The organism is Pedobacter mendelii, assembly GCF_014635725.1.
GTDB classification, from domain to species: domain Bacteria; phylum Bacteroidota; class Bacteroidia; order Sphingobacteriales; family Sphingobacteriaceae; genus Pedobacter; species Pedobacter mendelii.
In genome coordinates, this window is record NZ_BMDJ01000002.1 from 576,543 (window position 1) to 595,817 (window position 19,275).

Genomic DNA, 19,275 nt, shown 5'->3' on the forward strand with positions numbered 1-19,275 from the left:
ATAACTTATCACGTGCATGCGTAACCTTTGGATTTTCATAAGCAGATACAACGCATTTTTCTTGTTTTTTATCTTTTTTTTAATTGGCATTTACCTTACCATTAAAAATAATGCCTACCAGCGCAGCGCAACATTAAACTCTACAAATGAAGTGGTTGGAACCGCTTATGAAAGATTAAACGTTTTTAAAAGATATTTAAATTTAGGCGTAGTTAATGATAGTCTTGCTGCTGAAAACGCTAAACTGAAAACAAAACTATTAGCGCTTACCACTGTAGATTCTACAAAAGAAGTTCAGTTTATTGATACGGTAACAAATCAACAATATACTTATTTAGCTGCGAAGGTTGTTAAAAATTCAATCACATTACGAAATAACGTAATGACGATTAATAAAGGAACAATTGATGGAATAGAAATCGGAATGGCTGTAATATCTCCACAAAAAGGAGTTGTAGGCTTTATCCGTGATGTTTCCACGCATTTAGCCACCATTCAATCATTACTACATAAAGACACAAAAATAAGTGTTGTAATTAAAAAAGATAATGCATTGGGTTCTTTGGTTTGGGGCGATAATAATTTCGATATTCGAAAAGCATTTATAAAGGAAGTGCCAAACCATATTAAAATGAGTATTGGAGATACTGTAGTAACATCGGGTTTTGCAAAATTTCCTGCAGGTATTTTAGTTGGTAAACTCACCAAGACAAATATTGCAACAAATGATAATTTTTTATCAGCCGAGTTAAGTTTATTTAATGATTTCGGTACTTTACAATATGTATATGTTATAAAGGATAAATTGGCTAAAGAACAAGAACTTCTAGAAAACCCAGTTAAGCCAAAATGAGTAGCAGAATTATAATAATAAATATAATCAGGTGGTTTATCCTTCTTTTTGTGCAAATATTTTTGCTTAAAAACATGGGCTTCTATGATTTGTCTACACCTTTTATTTACGTGTTGTTTTTGCTTCTCCTTCCTTTCGGAATACCAAATATTTTATTGTATCTATTAGCCTTCGGAACAGGCTTAACTTTAGATACATTTTATGATACCATGGGCGTTCATGCAACGGCCTGTGTAGTTTTGGCTTTTGTAAGAATATCCTTTATTTCAATTAGTTTAAATAAAGATGCCATCGATGATCCAGAACCATCTTTAGGCTATATGGGTTTTCAATGGTTTGCATTATACGCCTTTCTATGCGTAATAACCCATCATTTTGTTCTGTTCTTTTTAGAAACATTCAGGTTAACAGAAATTGGTTATACCTTAATGAGATGCGGCTTAAGTTGTATCTTTACGCTTCTCTTAATTTTATTGATAGAGTTTATTTTCTACAAAAGAACATCTCGCTAATGGAGCAATTATTTAATCGCAAGTATATTATTCAAGGCTTATTTATAGTTATTGCCATCATTTTGCTGGCAAAACTATTTTATATCCAGATTATTAGCGATAAAGCTTTTGTTGCTGCTGAAAGTAATGTACTTAAGAAAAAATTTAAATACCCTGCCCGTGGAGCCATCCTCGACCGTAAAATGAGGGTTATTGTTCAAAATGAACCTGTTTACGATTTAATGGTTATCCCAAATGAAGTTAAATCCTTTGATACACTTGCCCTCGCAAATGCACTTGATATTTCTGTAGATGATATCCGCAAGAATATGCGAAAAGCCAGGCTAAAATCTAATTATCAGTCTACCCCGTTTTCAAAACAAATTTCTGTTCAAAGCTATGCAAGGCTGCAGGAAATCATGTATCGTTTTCCAGGTTTTTCAACTCAAGACAGAACCATTCGCCACTATCCGGATAGCGTAGGCGGACAATTATTTGGTTACGTAAAAGAAGTTAATCAGGATGATATTGATAAATCTGATGGCTATTATCGTTCTGGTGATTACATTGGAAAAAGCGGCCTTGAAAGGTCTTACGAAGAATTTTTACGAGGCGAAAAAGGTGTTGTTAACACGGTTTATGATGCAAAGAACATACCTCAGGGAAGTTATGCTGATGGAAAATATGATATAAATGCGATCTCAGGTGAAAGATTAATTTCTGGAATAGACATTCAGGTTCAAAAACTTGGAGAAGAACTAATGACAAATAAGGTTGGTGCTGTTGTGGCAATTGAACCCTCATCCGGAGAAATTCTTGCAATGATAAGTAGCCCTGGTTATGACCCAAATCTTTTGGTTGGCAAAAGCCAGGGGAATAATTACATGGACCTTATTGGAAATCCTTATCGTCCTTCAATGGTAAGACCAATTCAGGGATATTATCCTCCCGGTTCATCCTTTAAACCCATTGATGCATTGATCGGTTTACAGGAAGGCGTAATTGATCCAAACATGACTTTTAATTGTCCTGGCTATTACATGGCTGGGAATCATAAGGTAAAATGTGAGCACGTTGATGGAAATATTAGCATGCGCAGAGGTATTGCCAGAAGTTGTAACACTTATTTCTGCCATGTTTTTCAAAAACTGATAACTAAAAACGGAATGAAAAACCAGCGCCAAACTTATCAGGATTGGCGTGATAAAGTTGCAAAGTTTGGTTTTGGAAGTAAGTTAGATATCGATTTACCATTTGAAAAGAAGGGATATTTTTATAATGCCGATCATTACGATAAAATTTATGGCAAAAGATGGGGTTACACAACCGTAATTTCTCAGGCTATTGGGCAGGGAGAGATAACAGCAACACCTTTGCAAATTGCCAATGCAATGGCAATTATTGCAAACAGAGGCTACTATATAAGGCCACATCTAATTAAAGCCATGGGCGATAAGCTATTGGTAAAAAAAGAGTATGTAACCAAAAATTACGTTGGCGTTGATGAAAAATATTTTGAGCCAGTAATTGATGGTATGCAAGAAGCAGTAAACAGCGCTTGGGGAACGGCTGTCTTATCCCGTATTCCAGATATTATAATGTGCGGAAAAACAGGAACAGTTCAGAATAGCAGAGGTAAAAATCACTCTGTTTTTATTGGTTTTGCACCAAGAGATAACCCAAAAATAGCAATTGCTGTAATTGTAGAAAATGCAGGTTTCGGAAGTACTTATGCCGCACCTATTGCCAGTTATATGGTAGAAAAATATTTAAATGGTGCAGTAAGTGGTAACCGAGTAGCGCAAGTAGAATGGATGAAAAATCAAAATCTTTTGCCGCTGCTTATTGATAAAAGTAAGAAACTCAAACTCACTAAAGCAGACAGCTTAATTATCAGGAAAACAGATTCCCTCAAACGTATTAATGATAGTTTGAGATTAAAAGCGGCAACAGCAAAAAGACCCATTTCTGCCCAATTAGTAAAAAAACCAACAATTACGATAAAATCCGACCCTAATAAAAAATGATTCAACAACAAGGCAACAGATTTTTCTTTAATGTAGATTGGATTACGGTTTTAATTTATATCCTACTTTGTATAATTGGCTTTGCTAATATTTACGCTTCTATTCCTCATCCTGACAATTCTGCAGCTTTCGATTTTTCTAGCAGCTATGGCAAGCAATTTATTTATGTAATATCTGGCTTGGTTTTAGGCTTATCCTTATTATTATTTGATGGAAGACTTTTTAATGTTTTTGCACCTTTTATTTATGGAATAACATTAATTTTATTGATAGCAGTACTATTCATCGGAAGGAATGTTGGTGGTAATCAAGCCTGGATTCCAATTGGATCGTTCAGACTTCAACCATCAGAATTTGCTAAATTCGGTACGGCATTATTAATTGCAAGATATGTAAGTACTTTCAGTCCAAAATTCAGAGATTTTAAATCAATTTTTATTGTCGGTATCATAGTAGCCGCTCCTTTAGTATTAATTATGATGCAACCCGATACGGGATCTGCTTTAGTTTTCCTGGCTTTCATGTTCCCATTATATCGGGAAGGTTTATCAGGTTACTTCCTGCTAATTTTTCTCGGAATGATTGTACTCTTTGTTGCTGATTTTCTGGTACCTGTTTCCATCCTGATTGCAATTATATTAACCATTAGCGGACTTTTCATTTATGCCAACAAGCGCAAGCAGAAGTTAATCATCACAACAGTTTTTGTTACATTAATTGCTATTGGTTATCTTTTTGTAGTTAAAATAGCTTACGAAAAAGTACTTCAGCAGCATCAGCGTAATCGCATCGAGCTGATGTTAGGTCTTAAAACAGATAACAAAGGCGCTGGATACAATGTAATCCAATCACAAATAGCAATTGGTTCTGGTCAGGCCACAGGTAGAGGGTTTTTACAAGGCACGCAAACCAAATATGGTTATGTTCCTGCCCAAAGCACAGACTTTATTTTTTCTACCATTGGCGAAGAATGGGGTTTTTTAGGTTGTTCTGTTGTAATTGGCTTATATATTTTCCTCTTGCTAAGACTTATTAATCTTGCAGAAAGGCAAAGATCTACTTTCTCACGGGTGTATGGTTACAGTGTTGCCTGCATACTATTCTTTCACATATTTATTAATATTGGCATGACGATTGGAATTATCCCGGTTATTGGTATTCCGCTTCCTTTTATAAGTTATGGAGGCTCATCTTTGTGGAGTTTTACGATATTACTATTTATCTTTCTGAAACTCGATTCGAATAGAATGGGCTTTATTTAAGTTCTGTTGCCTTTTCTGTTGCGGGTTGCCTGTCTAAATCAAAATAATTATTGTTTATAGCTCCCATCATGAATTTAAGTTTGCAAACAGTCAACTAACAACAGGAAACTGAAAACCGGCAACCGAATACTAACTAAACCTTCTGTTCAACAATTCGTAAAACTGATCTACAGTAGTTTGCTTTGTAGCCCAGTTATTTTTAACTGCATAATTATTTTGCAGAAAACTATCTGCAGATTCAAAGTTTGGCATTTTGTTTACTATATCAAGTGCTTCAGAATATGCCATATTATAACCGCTGAATAAATCCTTTATAAAAAGTAACTTTTCATTTAGATTGATGGATTGCTTTAAATCAGAAATTGGTGCCTTAATTGGTTCATTTTGTGAACTATTTGTTTTCGCAAGCAAATCATTCAGAGATGGTGCAGGTTTATCTGAAATTGGCTCCAATATAGGTTTAACAGGAACAGCTTCTGGAATAAAAGCAGGGCGCTCTTCAACCGGTGGAGAAATTATATCTTCATCGAAATCAGGCTGTATACTTTCAACAGGTTTTGATTCTGTTTGTGAAAAAAGGGTTTCCAATTCATGATGATTAACGGCATCTTCTTCATGCGAAATTAAAAAAGGTTCAGGCCCGATTTCATCTTCATCGGCTGCAACTGGTTCTGCTTTTTCAGGTTCTTGTTCCTTTTCGTGAATTCTTTTTTTCTGCGCTATTATTTCCTCTTCTTCTCTGCTCAGTGGCCTGTCAAAAATTTCATTAGCAGATTTTTCTTCGTAATCAAATCTATCATCACCACCATGATTACCCAAAACAAATTCAAAGCTATTAGAATCTTGGTCAGGCTTAAAAAAGTTATGTTCTAAAATCTTTTCAGCCGCTTCTTCATGAATCACCTCTTCTTCGTTTATTTCCTCTTCAGGCTTCATATCGATTCTCTCTTCCTCCTCTTCAGCAGTAGCAATTTCTTCCAGTTCTATCGATTCGTGAGTTTCTTCTTCCTGCTTATAACTTTGTGTTATTTCTGGCAAAACAATCGTATTCTGCTCCTCTAAAAGTAAACCAGCATTAGTTTCAACAGGGTGTTCTTCAGTGATGAGTATATTTAGCTTTTTTACAATTTTTACATGGTCTGAAAGAAAATCCGCATTAGCCAGAAAAAGTTCCAATTCTAATTCATTTAACTTTTCAGGATTTTGAGCCAGAAATTGGTACTGCTCATTAAGTTCGTTTAAAATACTACCTATCTTTCTGAAAATATCTTGCTGGTTCATCATAAATAATTAAACGATTTTTTTGGTGATTTATGTTGGTAACTAAGTATTCAAAAATAACACATAATTATGATATTTGTTCGGTTTAAAATTATAGAACGACACGGAAAATTAAAAGTTGAGCATGTTATTTAGCGAACAAAATTTTAGAAGAAGAGGCGAATTTTCAGGAAGTATAGAAGTTGTATGTGGCTCTATGTTTTCAGGAAAAACGGAAGAATTGATTCGCAGATTGAAGAGAGCACAGATTGCTAAACTAAATGTCGAGATTTTTAAACCACGTACTGATACACGTTACCATGAAAGTGCAGTGGTATCTCACGATTTAAATTCAATAAATTCTACACCTGTTGATAATGCTTCGGCAATTTTATTATTGGGTACAAATACACAGGTTGTAGGTATTGATGAAGCCCAGTTTTTTGATAATGAATTGCCTGATGTTTGCAATAAACTGGCCATGAAAGGCATTAGAGTTATAGTTGCTGGCTTAGATATGGATTTCGCCGGCAAACCTTTTGGACCAATGCCCGCCCTTATGGCTATTGCCGAACACGTTACCAAAGTGAATGCAGTTTGTGTTTGTTGCGGAAACCCAGCATTATACAGTTATAGAACCGTTGCCGATGAATCTACTGTTTTACTTGGTGAAAAAGAAAGCTACGAACCACGTTGCAGGGCATGCTATAATTTAGAAAAGGGATAATTGTTAATTGCCGAATTGTTTAATTGTTATTTGCGAATTGAGAACTGAAAATTGAAAATTAAAAACTGCAAAGAGAAAACTATTTCTATTTTAGGTTGTGGCTGGTTTGGCTTGGCTTTAGCTAAACAGCTTTTTGCAACAGGCTATTCGGTTAATGGCTCAACCACCACAACTGAAAAGCTTCAATCGCTAAGTGAAAATAACATCAATCCTTACTTAATCAATTTTACTTCGGAAACCGTTTCTGCAGATAAAACTTTTTTTGAAGCAGATGCATTGTTTATCTGCATCCCGCCAAAAAGGAACTCGACTGAGCTGCAAAACTTCCCAAATAAGATTAAATTGATTTTAGAAGCTTCGAAAGGAAAAGCTAAACAGGTTATTTTAATTAGTTCGACCAGCGTTTATGGTGAAGACAACAAAATCGTTAATGAAAATAGCGAAACAAAACCCGATACTGATTCTGGAAAAGTTGTTTTAGCATCAGAGCAAATTTTAACAGATTTTCTGCCAAATAATTATACCGTTATACGCTTCGCGGGATTAATTGGTCCTGGAAGAAATCCTGGAAGATTTTTTGCTGGAAAGCGTAATATTCCAAATGGTTTAGCTCCTGTTAATTTAATACATCAAAGCGATGCTGTAGGTATTGCAGTATCCATTTTAGAGCATCAAGCTTTTGGGAGAATTTACAATGCTTGCTCAACAGCTCATCCATCGAAAAAAGATTTTTATACCAAAGCTGCTAGAGAATCAGGGTTAATAGAACCAGAATTTCTTAATGAAAAAACAAGTTGGAAAATTGTAGAGAGTTTAAATGTTTCTGAGTTTTTGGAATATGAATTTGAAATGATGATTTAATTAAACATTTCAATCTGCTGGAAAAATCTATATCGTGAAGATTACTTCATCGGCTGAAAAAGTCTTCCCACGATGAAAAAATGATTTCTAACTCAATAAGCCCAGCAACTCCTTCTTTGTTAAATTCTTAAATATACCGCCTTCACTCTGAATCAAATCTTTTACCAAATCCTTTTTAACAGCCTGCAGTCTCATAATTTTTTCTTCGATTGTATCCGGGCAAATTAACCGAACAGCCATTACGTTTTTATGCTGACCAATGCGATAAACTCTATCTATCGCCTGATTTTCTACTGCTGGATTCCACCATGGATCGACTAAAAAAACATAATCTGCTGCAGTTAGGTTTAAGCCAATTCCACCTGCTTTTAAACTGATTAAGAAAACAGGAATATCATCATTGTTTTGAAATGATTGCACTACTTCCTGTCTTTTTTTAGTTTGTCCGGTTAAATACTCATATTTTAAACCTTTTCTTTCCAGTTGTTTCTTAATTAAATCTAGCATAGTTACAAACTGTGAAAACACTAATATTTTATGATTACCAGCTTTGGATTCAATTTGTTCCATTAAAACATCAATTTTTGATGAAGCCTGCAAATAAGATTTTCCATCAGCCAACAAAGCTGCAGAATTACAAATTTGTCTTAACCTGGTAATACTTTTTAAAACGTGCATTGAACTTTTAGGCAATTCATTTTCAGTTTTACCTAAAATATAATCCTGAATTTCTTTTTTATTTGCCTCGTAAACCTCGCGCTGCTCCTCTCCCATTTCGCAGTACAAAATAATTTCAGTTTTATCTGGCAATTCTTTTGCAACCTGCTCTTTTGTTCTTCTTAAAACAAACGGACGAATCTTTTTCTGTAATTCTGTTGCTCGCCTACTATCCTTAAATTGATCAATCGGGGTAGAATATAAATCGGCAAATTGTTGCTTACTCCCAAATAAACCCGGACAGGCAAAGGATAATTGTCCGTATAAATCGAAAGTATTATTTTCTACAGGCGTTCCTGTAAGTGCAACCTTATTCCTGGATTGTAACATTCTAACGGTTTTGTAACGCTGCGATTCAGGGTTTTTAATATTTTGCGATTCATCTAAGAAAATATAATTGAAACGATAGTCTTTTAAGAAACGAACGTCAGAAAGCAATGTTCCGTAGGAAGTTAAAATGATTTCAAATTGATTGAAATCATCAATATTTTTAACCCTTTCGGCACCATAAATTGTCTTTACTTTTATAGATGGCGCAAACTTTTCTACTTCTGCTTTCCAGTTAAAAATTAAAGAAGCTGGAACAACAACCAGATTGACATTGTGCTTAACTTTTTCTCGCTGGGTCAAAATAAATGCCAGAATCTGGATGGTTTTCCCAAGCCCCATATCATCAGCCAGTATCGAACCGAAGTTAAAATCATCCAGAAAATTCAATCTGTTTAAACCATCTTTTTGGTAATGGCGGAGTGTTGCTTTTAACGTTTTTGGAATTTCGACCTTCTGTACAGCATCAATTCCTTCAAATTTCTGCTTAAAGTTTTTAAGTTCATTCTGCACCTCACCATTGAGCAAGGCATCTTCGTATAAATCGTTTATCGAAGCATATTTTATTTTGTGAGTTAGTAAATTATCATCAACAATTTCACCTGCGCTAAAATAATCTGTAAATCTGTTAATCCATTCTTCAGGCAAAATACCTTGTGTACCGTCATCAAGCGTAACAAACTTACTTTTGTTTCTGATGGATTTATGGAGGTGTTTCAGTGCAACTTTTTGTTTACCAAACTTTACCTCAACTTTGGTTTCGAACCAATCTGTTCCGCTTAAAACTTCAATATTAATTTCAGCTTTATTCTGATTTAACTTATTATTCTTTAGCTGATTGAAACCTAAAATATGAATATCCTTGCTCCTCCAGGATTCAAAAGCATCAAGAAACCATAATTCCTCCAAAAATCGTTTTCGGTGCAAATAAAAAGAATCGTTGGTTTCCTGCTCGTAAAAAAAGGGATGCTGCTTTATAATTTCTCCTATAAATTGTAATTCTGCTTCCTCATCACGATGTAGTGTAAACAGATTTCCTAATTTATCTTGTGCCTGAATTTTCTTTTTTGATAAGACCGGGATTTCCAAATTACCGTAGCGCATCACTGGAGTAATCAAAATAAAATCTTCAGATTCGGAAAGGTAAACCAGCTTTTCATTTTCCAAATCGAAGCCCTTTTCTTCGATTTGTTTAGGCGTTGCGGGTTTCAGGTAAGAATAATCTACATGAATATTACCTTCAAGCTGGATGAGTATATTTTTCTGAAATTCGGGATATTTACTTTTGTGGATAACCAAACGATTACTTTGTTTGATAAAAAAACCAATTGCTTTAACCACATCTGCTCTTGCTAGTAAATAAAGCTGATCTTTAAGTTGAACAAAATAATTGTACCTGATAAAAAGATTATCAAGGGAATATGAATTTCCATTTATAATTAACCTGCCACTAATCTCAAAAAAATCATCTTTCTGATTTACATTAAGACGTAAATCAACATCAAGAATATAAAGCTGAACAGGAATTATGGAGGATGCCTGAATGGTTGCAGAAACCTTACTATCGTGCAGGTAGACCGGAATATTTAAGGGATTTTTAGCAATTGCTTTTAAAGCAGCCAATTCCAAATCCATTTGTTCGGTGGCAAAATTATTTTGAAATTTCGCTATTCCACTATAATATTTAAGCTCTGAGGTATCTTCTGTTTTAAAAATTAAATCTGCAGGGTTAATCGTTTTAAAAGGATTTTTCGCTTTACCACTTTTGGTTGTTTTAGCCTCAAACAGCTCAATATTTAAATTATTGTAATATCGATGCTGACCTAAAACTAAAATCAAACTATGATTATCTTGCTTTAATGATGAGGTTATTCTATTCTGCTCAGGCAGTAAAGCGGCCTCAAGATTTTGCCTGGCTTCGGTATTAAAAGCCTGTAAAGCAGCAATTTTTGGTTTTATTGTTAAAGAGTTTTGCTCTATTTTAAGACTAAAAAGCGCATCAAGATTTTTTTCATTTTCCAGTCCATAGTCAACAGCAACTTTTGTAAGTTTCTGTTTGCGAAGGTTTTCATCAAAGAAAATCAATAAATCCTCACGTTGTAAAATATTATATAAAACCTGTGCCTGATGTTCGCAAAGTTTGTTTTTAGGTGCATCGCAACGACAGGAAATTTTAACGGCATTTACCTGCTGTTGAACCTGAATAATTGGAAAAGGCAAACCAGATGATTCATAACTGAAAGCACCAAAATCTATTTCAATCTGCTCGGGATAAATATTAAAAAATCCTTTTGTATCGGTATGAATTTGTTGATTAAGATGTTTAAGAATAAATAAATTACTCAGGTTCTTGAGATTAAAATCCTTTAATATATAATCGTAAGGATTTATTGCATTCGCTTCTAACCTTGAGTTTTCTTCATTCATTTATAGCAATATAATAAGATTATAAATTAACAAATTAGATGGCCAATTTAATATTTGCAATAACATCAGCCATTACTTCTGTCGATTTCAAAATTTTATAGTGCCCAGCATCTTTGTAAGCTTTGGAGATAACCGAACGGTGTTTATCAAGAAATTCTGTTAAATAGACATAAGGTGAAATGTGGTCTTCTTTATCATAGGCCAAAAAATGATTAATTTTACCATTTAATTTATAGAGTTCAGTTAGATTGAAATAATCTACATTAACAGGAAATTCGGCATTAAAATTTTTAAAGAAATTTTCCTTAGCCGATACACTGATATTAACTAAATCCATGCTTTGCTCAAAGTTTTCTTTTAACCTGATTAAAGGTGCAATGCTAATTAATAATTTGGGGTTTATTTCTGCCTCCTGAATGGCAATTACATTGGCCATACCACCTAAAGAGTGGCCGATGATAAAATCGGGAACTGCATGATTTGCTGTTATCGATTTTACTGATTCTGCATATAGCATCAGATTGGAGAAGTCAGATTCGGAACTTCCATTTCCAGGTGCATCGAAGGCGATAATTTCTACATCTTCAATTTTTTGCAGTTCAATAATCAGCTCAAAAAAATCTGCCGCTTTTGATGCCCAACCATGTGTGAGCAAAATTTTGATTTTCCCATTTCCCCAACTAAAACAATTAATTATAAGTTCGCCACCTGTAAAATAAGTGTCTGTTACGTTTAGCTTAAACTGCTTAGATGATGTTAAAAGTTGTTCCTGATGCAACCTCAAAGGTATTTTCGGAGAATAAAAAATAAACTCACGAATTAGATTTGGAGCATCCTCATGCTTAATATCGGTAGAGATTTTAAGCTCATTAATAATTTTCTTAAGCCTTTTCAATCTCTTAATTTTAAATTAAACTAATAAGCTTTTTAAATCTGCAGGAGAATAGTTCACCGATTTCAAAGTTTTATCATCAGACTTTCTGAAAACCAAAAACAACCCATCAACTTCTTTATAGTAAGATTCAGTTTTGTCTTTATCCAAATAAAATTGAATGGTTTGTTCGGCTTCTTCTACAGTTTTACAAGCCTTACTCATGTTCGAACGGTGAACTTCATCAAACAAAGTTTTAAATTTTTTGCCCAATCCAAATTCGTGAATTGCACCCGCTAAAACGTATTGCAAATCGCAAAGCGCATCGGCAACTTCAACTAAATCATCGTTTTCAACTGCCTCCTGTAATTCCTTTAATTCTTCTGCCAAAAGCGAAATGCGAAGGTTTGCACGTTGTTTTGAAGGTATAACAGGGGATTCTAATATTGGATGTTTAAATGTTGTGTGAAATTCGGCAACTTGATTTAGTGAATTAGTTTCTTGCATAATAATGTCTGGTTTATAAAGCGACAAAGTTAAAAATATTGTTTGATTGTCAACTGAAAACTGTCAGCTGATCACTTCTTCTCCCGAACAATTTTGAAAAATTCTTCACGGTATGTATCACCTATCGGGATTGATTGTTCACCAATGTAAAGTATATTTCCATCAATCATTTTAATTTTTTCGAGTGAAATAATATAAGATTTATGAACCCTATAAAACGGCGGGTGTGGCAACTGCGTTTCCAGCTCTCGCAAGGCCTGATAAGTTACAATTCGTTGATTGGCAGTGTAAACTGAAACATAGTTTTTTAAACCCTCTATATATAAAATCTCATTGTAATTTACCTTGATAAATTTATTCTTGGTATCGCCTTTTATGAAAATAAAATCGCTGGTTTGATTGGTTTGTTGAGCAACTTCTTGCTGTGTTGGCGATATAGTTTGTTGTGCTTTTTGTGCTGCCTTATAAAACCTTTCGTACGAAATTGGTTTTAAAAGATAATCTACAACATCTAAATCAAAACCATCTAAAGCATATTCCGGGTAGGCCGTTGTTAAAATTACTTTACACTTATCGCCACAAATTTTTAAAAACTGAATGCCTGTTAATTCAGGCATCTGAATATCTAGAAAAACCAAATCAACCTTTCCTTCTTGTACCATACTCAATGCCTCGAAAGCATTAGTTGTTGTACCAACCAATTCTAAAAAAGGTGTTTTGTTAATAAATGTGGCAATAATATCAGAAGCATAAGCCTCATCATCAACAGCAAGGCAGCGAATCATAAATTTAATATTAATGTTGTTTTATAAGTATTTCCGTTATTTGAAATTAGTAACTCATGCTTTTCAGGATAAATTAAATCTAATCTTCGGTGAATATTTATTAGACCAACACCACTCGAATGGTCTTTCTGTGCATGGCTAATTTTATTACTAACTTCAAAACTCAATCGTTTATTTAAAACTTTTAACCTAATTCGAACAGGTTGGTTTTTATCATTTACAACACCATGTTTAAAGGCATTTTCTACAAAAGGAATTAAAACCAGGGCAGCAATCTTTTGATACAGAATGCCTTCAGTAGTAAAATCGACATAAAATTTTGGCTCAAAGCGCATTTTAAAAAGTTCTATATAACTTTCAAGGTAATTAATTTCCTTTGCTAAACTAACCATCCCATCAGAACTTTCGTTTAAAGTATAACGCATTAAATCTGACAATCTTAAAACTGCATTTGCCAATTTATCAGAAACCGGAATAGCCAACGAATAAACATAGTTTAAGGTATTATACAAAAAGTGTGGGTTTATCTGCGATTTTAAAAATGCAAGCTCCGACTTTACCACTTCATCCTTCAGCTTACGAGTGGCAATTTCGTTTTTATAGTTCTGCTGAATACTGTATACTGCTGCTGGAATAACGAGAAAAGCTAGACTATAGTAAATATTTTCAGAAATATATTTGGAAATAGGCGTATCACCCGAATAATTCATCATCCCAAACCATTTTAAATATAATACTTGTTCTATAGCATATCTCATTCCGATAAATAAGGCAATTGTTAGCAGGATGGCGCAGATAAGTTGTATAATCTTTCCGCGTTTTAAGAATGAAGGATAAACCCATAAATAGCATATATAAAACTCCACTATTTGTATAAAATTCATTGATATATCAAACGCTACATGTCTTAAAGTTATGCCTTTAATTAAAACTTCTCCATAAAAGTAAGCTAGCACAACTAGCCAGCAAATTAAATGTATGAACACAATTTTAGTTTTCTTCATGTGATAAAACTATATAAAGCATTTCTGTTTGCATATTTTGTTATTCCAAACTGCAGTTAAATTATCCCAACGGTTCATTTTTCGATATTAAAATTATAGTATAAGCAACATCCACACATTGCAGGCAAAATGGCCCGAATTTCCTAGTGGCGATTCGAGTTTTTTAAACCCTGCGTTTTCATACATGCCAATTGCTGTAGAAAGTTCAGGAAAAGATTCTAGGTAAACTTTGTTGTAACCGAAATGCTGGGCAGACTCAATACTTTTTTGCATCAGCATTTTACCAATTCCTTTTCCTCGTGAAGCTGCAGACAGGTAAAACTTAACCAATTCTACACAGCTTTCTGGTAAACCATCTGTTGGGTAAATGCCGCAACCGCCAAGCAGCACGCCATCTTCTTCGGCTAGCCAATAAACAGAACCTTCCTTCTTAAAAACTTCAGATAAATAATCCGTCGTCGGATCGGTATAAACTGTGCCTGGTTTATCAATTTTAAATTCCCTGAAAATTACGCGGATTAAATCTGCTAACTCCTGATTATCTTTTTCTTCTATTTTTCTGATTTGAATGCTCATGCTGATAAAAATATTGAAAGCAAACAATATAATACATATTTGATGTTAGCTTAATACACCAAAGGTACATTTACTAATATTTTAATTGAAGACATGAATCAAATATTTAGCTTATTTATACCAAAGGATAAAACATTTCAACCCCTTTTTGAAGAAGGTGCCGTAAACCTGTTCAATATTTCTGAAGCTCTGGTCCTTTTTATTCGCTCTAAAGATAAAGATGGTAAATTAAAACTTGCAAAAGAGATAAAGGCTTTAGAACTTGTTGGTGATAAAGCAACTGATAAAATTTATGAAGAATTAAATAAAAGTTTCATTGTACCTTTTGATAAACAAGATGTACATGCGTTGGCAACTAAAATTGATGATATTGCAGATGATATTCTGGCCACAGTACTTAATATGGAGCTTTATCAACTTGATACTTCAAATGAAGCTATGTTAAAGCTGGCAGAAATTATCGCAAAAATGTGCGGTGAACTAGCGAAAGCTATAAAAGAAATAAAACATTTTAAAAACAAACAGCTTATTGTAGATATCTGCCATAATGTTGGTCAGCTGGAAAGCAAAGCAGACCGACTTTACGAGCAGGCTATTTCTTTGTTGTTTGATAATGAACTGGATGCTATTTCTTTAATCAGGGAATCGGAAATTTTAAGCAGGCTGGAAAAAACGACCGATAAATGTGATGACCTGGCCAATGTAATTGAAACCATCTTTTTAAAAAATGCCTGATTAAACACCATTTCCTTAAAGTTTTGATTTAATGCAAAACAAAAGGCATTTCAAAAGCCTTTATAGTACAAAAGAACTTTATGGAAAATCAAGAGAACAATACAGAAAAACAAAAGCCACATCCAAAACCATCAGATGATGCGCAATCTCAAATTGAAACGATAATCCCTTCAACTGAATCAGAAGAAAGTACAACAACTAAAGTAGAAAACCAGGAAGTTAAAAACACTGAACCTGAACAGGAACCTGCTGATAAAGTAGAAAAAGAAGAGACTAAAGAAAAACCTCAGCCAAAAAGTGAAAATGATAAAGGAGATGAAATCGAAACGGTTAGTCCTTAAGGATTGGTTAATTATTTTCGAACTAAAATAGTTTTACTAATTTGGCGTTATGACTAACATGAAAAAGAAACTATTGCTTTGCCTTTTAACCATCTCAATGTTTGGATGTGGCATTAATAAGCAAGCTCAACAAATTAAGGCGCTAGAAGCCTGCACTTATAAAATTAAAAATGTTAACCAAATTACGCTGGCAGGAACTGATTTAAAAAGATTAATCGATCAGCAGGATTTTAATCTGGCCAGTTTACCGGGCGTTGCATTGGGTTTACTCAGAAAAGATATTCCTTTGAGGGCAAATCTTAATTTAGAGATTACAAATCCATCATCAAATCTGGCAGCAATTAATCAGTTTGAATATAAAATACTTGTTAACAATACCGATTTAGCCGAAGGCATCGTAAATCAGGCTGTTAGCATTCCACAAGGACAAACCGTTATGGTTCCTGTACAAATTGGCAGTAACATTTATGGTTTAATATCAAATGGAAATGTTTTAAATGATATTATAAAGGCAGCTCAAAAAGGTTCTAAAAGTGATGAAAAGTTAGGTTTGTTAACGATCAAAATTAAACCCACAATTATGATTGGTAACACACCGATTAAATATCCAGGTTACATTACCATAAATAAAGATATTAGCAGTAAGATTTTGTTATAGATATTTAAAAAAAGGGCTATTAATGCATTAAAATTCTTAATGTATTTGTTAATACCCCTTTTTTTAAAAACTTGTATCAAATATACCTTTTGTCACCCTTTTATATTTAAAACTTTTTATGGGATTCTTTAACCATTCCTTTAAAACTATTTTCATCTAACCGATCGGAAACAAGTTTAATCTCCGAGACGGATAATCTGGCAGACATTGTTGTACTTTGCGCACTTAAACTTCCGGTTTTAGCTGGTGTAGTTACAAAACTTCCTGTTTTTGCATATAATAAAGCATACGCCAATAAAGTTTCACTCTCATCGCCCCAAGCTTTGGTTAAATCTTCAAAGGCTTCTTTATCTACCGTTAAACCTGAATAATAACCACCTGTTCCAGATTGATTTTTTGTTTCAAATTCAGGAATGTACATATCAACTTTATCAATTCTTATCGGGAAAAACCCAACAGGTTTACCATAGGTAGTAGTGCCGATTAATTTAACGTCCATAACTGGCTTTAAACTATTTACAGTTAATTCGCTTGCTGATGCCGTTGAGCCTGTTACTATAAAATATACACGATTTAGATTTAATGTACCTGATTTGGCAAATTTTTCTATGTTATCTGTGGATGAAGAAGCATAATTCAAATCTGCATAGGTTGCATATTTACCATTAACACCTGTTGTAAAAGTTTGAAGCTTGCCCTGATCATCAGTTAAGGGTTGATGCGCTAAAATAGAAGCTTTTCGTTGTGTATTAGTTAAATTTTGTAAAAATGAATTATAGTATGTGGTATACATAACATTCCCCGTTTGTGCGGCAGGACTTAAGATGTTAATCATTTGCGTTGCGGTACTTACATAACCACCACCATTATACCTTAAATCTACAATCAACTCTGTAACACCCTGACTTGCAAAGTTTGCAAATGCTGTATTTATTGCAGCTGAAGCATTATTGGTAAAGCTATTAAACACAATGTAACCAACCTTTTTAGTTCCGGCAGTATAGATATTTGTAAATAAAATTGGATTAACGGTATAAGTTGTCCTAGTAACCGTTACCGTTTTGCTGGCTCCAGTTAAATCAGTAAAGGTTAAACTCACTGAAGCATTAGTACCAAATAGTGCATCGTTTAAAAAAGTAACGTTAGCCGATGAATAAGATAAACCAGTTCTTCCATTTATAGAGGTAAGTTTACAGCCTCTGGTTAAACCTTGTTGACTTGCCGGAGAGTTTGGATAAACATATTTCACACGTAAATCGGTAGTGGTGTTATATAAAATAGAAAATCCATAATCTGTTTCCGTACCGTTTACATCAGCCCTTAAGGATGCCGTTTTGCCGGTGGTACCATAATCAAAAAATGAATACTTAGGTGTTGTACTATTGTTTACAAATTCATAAGGCTGGCCGTTTGCCGGGTTTAAAGAATACTGCGTAAGTGCATATAATTCTGTTTCATTAGAACTAAAACTTCGTGGCTTAAAGACTTCGTAAGTTGGTAATGAGGTATTCCAATAATACAATTCTTTAGCATATAAAAATATAGAATCTTTAGTAAGTTCATCTCGTGTACTTATAGTAACTGGTGTACCAGGAACCACCTCGGGAGCTGTTTCCGATTTTTTGCATCCTGAAATTACAGAAACAGAAGAAACCAAAACAATTGATAAGAATTTAATATATGTTTTTACCATAATAGGGTGATAATCAAATTTGTATAATAGTATATACGCTTATTTAATTGTAAAAGTTTACTCAAAAAAATATTTACAAAAAATAGATAAACTAAAATAGGTTTATATTTTCATATTTATTTGAAATGTATCGATAAATGGGAAATATTTAACATTTAAAAACAAAAAAACCTTTCATCGCTGAAAGGCTTTTGCTGTAACATCAAGGGTTGATATCGTCACAGATATTTCAGTCCTTCTACCAACAGAAATGTTTTAAATAGAGTTATAGTTGTATAAAATAGATTCATTATTAATCTACATTAACATTTGTTATTCGTTTATTCTTTATTCAAATAAAAATAGATAATAAATTAACTTCAAATCAATAAAGTAGATGAAATGTAACATTTAGTCGAAATAACAACTAATGCTAAAGATTATAACTAAATGCTGTTTACCAAAAAAAATGAAACTTTATAAAAAGTGCTAATCAAACGTTTATTTTGAATTATTTCATTTTAAAAAAACCTACGAGTACCTCTAATTTTTCGTTACAACCTAATTGTCATTAATATGATTTGGTAAAGAAAACTTAAAACCTAGTTGCCATGAACAAAATGGAACTTAAAAAAGAAATTAACGCTTCACCAGAAAAAATATGGTCTGTTACTTTCGGGAAAGAAACATACTCAATTAAACATCAGTTTTCGTTAAAGGATCTATTTAGGAACAGACTTGCAAAATGCAAGCGAAGCATTATTTGTTGATAGAAAAAGCCATGAGATGGCAAGCAGAACTGAATAATGAATAGATTATGGATCAAATCTAGCCAAAGTTTTTCCAGAAGGCAAAAATAACTTGCTGAAAAATAGTTGCTTAACAAAAATTTATTAGAAAATAAACCTATCGGATTTAAATAAACGAAATACAGAAATGAAAAAAGCCTCTCATTTCTGAAAGGCTTTTTGAAGTGGTGCCACCTGGATTCGAACCAGGGACACAAGGATTTTCAGTCCTTTGCTCTACCGACTGAGCTATGGCACCTCCCGTTTGGGATTGCAAATGTAATATTCTTTTTGTCAAATACAATAACACTTTTTAAAATTTTTTCATGCTTTAAAAGCTTTTAAAACTAAAAAGCCTCTCATTGCTGAAAGGCTTTTGAAAGTTT

General features: G+C 33.6%; 17 protein-coding genes and 1 tRNA gene. 9 read left to right on the top strand and 9 right to left on the bottom strand.

The features are described from left to right. Nucleotides 1-16: 16 nt before the first annotated feature. The 4 genes from mreC to rodA are packed head-to-tail and all read left to right on the top strand — an operon-like array spanning nucleotide 17 to nucleotide 4,633. The gene (gene mreC, locus IEV50_RS06000; RefSeq protein ID WP_188412316.1) at nucleotides 17-853 is read left to right on the top strand and encodes a rod shape-determining protein MreC; all 837 of its coding nucleotides are present in this window, start codon (nucleotides 17-19) and stop codon (nucleotides 851-853) included. Next, entirely contained in the window at nucleotides 850-1,365 is a 516-nt protein-coding gene (locus IEV50_RS06005) for a rod shape-determining protein MreD (protein ID WP_188412317.1), read from the top strand. Before mreC ends, IEV50_RS06005 begins: the two co-directional genes overlap by 4 nt. After that, nucleotides 1,365-3,371: a penicillin-binding protein 2 gene (gene mrdA, locus IEV50_RS06010; protein WP_188412318.1), complete on the top strand. Its 2,007-nt coding sequence runs from the start codon at nucleotides 1,365-1,367 to the stop codon at nucleotides 3,369-3,371. Before IEV50_RS06005 ends, mrdA begins: the two co-directional genes overlap by 1 nt. After that, nucleotides 3,368-4,633 (top strand): rod shape-determining protein RodA, encoded by a 1,266-nt coding sequence (gene rodA, locus IEV50_RS06015; RefSeq protein WP_188412319.1) that lies wholly within the window; start codon nucleotides 3,368-3,370, stop codon nucleotides 4,631-4,633. Before mrdA ends, rodA begins: the two co-directional genes overlap by 4 nt. Nucleotides 4,634-4,762: 129 nt before the next feature. On the opposite strand, the gene IEV50_RS06020 is transcribed toward rodA, so the two are convergent. Beyond that, nucleotides 4,763-5,917 carry a DUF8457 domain-containing protein gene (locus IEV50_RS06020; RefSeq protein ID WP_188412320.1) on the bottom strand — a complete coding sequence of 385 codons (1,155 nt, stop codon included), beginning with the start codon at nucleotides 5,915-5,917 and terminating at the stop codon, nucleotides 4,763-4,765. Nucleotides 5,918-6,038: 121 nt separating this feature from the next. Here IEV50_RS06020 and IEV50_RS06025 point away from each other — a divergent pair, with 121 nt between their 5' ends. Together IEV50_RS06025 and IEV50_RS06030 are read left to right on the top strand one after the other, a co-directional pair. Continuing rightward, a complete protein-coding gene (locus tag IEV50_RS06025; protein WP_188412321.1) occupies nucleotides 6,039-6,620 on the top strand; it encodes a thymidine kinase in 582 nt (193 codons plus the stop codon). Between the two features lie 51 nt (nucleotides 6,621-6,671). Then, nucleotides 6,672-7,481 (top strand): NAD(P)-binding domain-containing protein, encoded by an 810-nt coding sequence (locus IEV50_RS06030; RefSeq protein WP_188412322.1) that lies wholly within the window; start codon nucleotides 6,672-6,674, stop codon nucleotides 7,479-7,481. An 87-nt stretch (nucleotides 7,482-7,568) separates the two neighbouring features. On the opposite strand, the gene IEV50_RS06035 is transcribed toward IEV50_RS06030, so the two are convergent. The 6 genes from IEV50_RS06035 to IEV50_RS06060 all read right to left on the bottom strand — a co-directional run bounded on the left by IEV50_RS06035 (nucleotide 7,569) and on the right by IEV50_RS06060 (nucleotide 14,695). After that, nucleotides 7,569-10,952: a DEAD/DEAH box helicase gene (locus IEV50_RS06035; protein WP_188412323.1), complete on the bottom strand. Its 3,384-nt coding sequence runs from the start codon at nucleotides 10,950-10,952 to the stop codon at nucleotides 7,569-7,571. A gap of 34 nt (nucleotides 10,953-10,986) precedes the next feature. Beyond that, a complete protein-coding gene (locus IEV50_RS06040) occupies nucleotides 10,987-11,847 on the bottom strand; it encodes an alpha/beta fold hydrolase (RefSeq protein ID WP_188412324.1) in 861 nt (286 codons plus the stop codon). Nucleotides 11,848-11,862: 15 nt separating this feature from the next. Further along, the gene (locus IEV50_RS06045) at nucleotides 11,863-12,330 is read right to left on the bottom strand and encodes a pyrophosphohydrolase domain-containing protein (RefSeq protein WP_188412325.1); all 468 of its coding nucleotides are present in this window, start codon (nucleotides 12,328-12,330) and stop codon (nucleotides 11,863-11,865) included. A 71-nt stretch (nucleotides 12,331-12,401) separates the two neighbouring features. Next, nucleotides 12,402-13,115 carry a LytR/AlgR family response regulator transcription factor gene (locus IEV50_RS06050; protein ID WP_188412326.1) on the bottom strand — a complete coding sequence of 238 codons (714 nt, stop codon included), beginning with the start codon at nucleotides 13,113-13,115 and terminating at the stop codon, nucleotides 12,402-12,404. Then, the gene (locus IEV50_RS06055; protein WP_188412327.1) at nucleotides 13,112-14,119 is read right to left on the bottom strand and encodes a sensor histidine kinase; all 1,008 of its coding nucleotides are present in this window, start codon (nucleotides 14,117-14,119) and stop codon (nucleotides 13,112-13,114) included. The genes IEV50_RS06050 and IEV50_RS06055 overlap by 4 nt, the downstream gene beginning before the upstream one ends. A gap of 93 nt (nucleotides 14,120-14,212) precedes the next feature. After that, a complete protein-coding gene (locus IEV50_RS06060; protein WP_188412328.1) occupies nucleotides 14,213-14,695 on the bottom strand; it encodes a GNAT family N-acetyltransferase in 483 nt (160 codons plus the stop codon). Between the two features lie 93 nt (nucleotides 14,696-14,788). On the opposite strand from IEV50_RS06060, the gene IEV50_RS06065 reads away from it, so the two are divergent. The 3 genes from IEV50_RS06065 to IEV50_RS06075 all read left to right on the top strand — a co-directional run bounded on the left by IEV50_RS06065 (nucleotide 14,789) and on the right by IEV50_RS06075 (nucleotide 16,429). Then, the gene (locus IEV50_RS06065; protein WP_188412329.1) at nucleotides 14,789-15,430 is read left to right on the top strand and encodes a DUF47 domain-containing protein; all 642 of its coding nucleotides are present in this window, start codon (nucleotides 14,789-14,791) and stop codon (nucleotides 15,428-15,430) included. Nucleotides 15,431-15,510: 80 nt separating this feature from the next. Beyond that, nucleotides 15,511-15,771 carry a hypothetical protein gene (locus tag IEV50_RS06070; RefSeq protein ID WP_188412330.1) on the top strand — a complete coding sequence of 87 codons (261 nt, stop codon included), beginning with the start codon at nucleotides 15,511-15,513 and terminating at the stop codon, nucleotides 15,769-15,771. Between the two features lie 49 nt (nucleotides 15,772-15,820). Continuing rightward, a complete protein-coding gene (locus IEV50_RS06075; protein WP_229746643.1) occupies nucleotides 15,821-16,429 on the top strand; it encodes an LEA/WHy family protein in 609 nt (202 codons plus the stop codon). Between the two features lie 106 nt (nucleotides 16,430-16,535). Here IEV50_RS06075 and IEV50_RS06080 read toward each other — a convergent pair whose 3' ends face one another. Continuing rightward, a complete protein-coding gene (locus IEV50_RS06080) occupies nucleotides 16,536-18,122 on the bottom strand; it encodes a S41 family peptidase (protein ID WP_188412331.1) in 1,587 nt (528 codons plus the stop codon). A 953-nt stretch (nucleotides 18,123-19,075) separates the two neighbouring features. Next, nucleotides 19,076-19,148: transfer RNA gene (locus tag IEV50_RS06085), tRNA-Phe, on the bottom strand. Nucleotides 19,149-19,275: the final 127 nt, after the last annotated feature.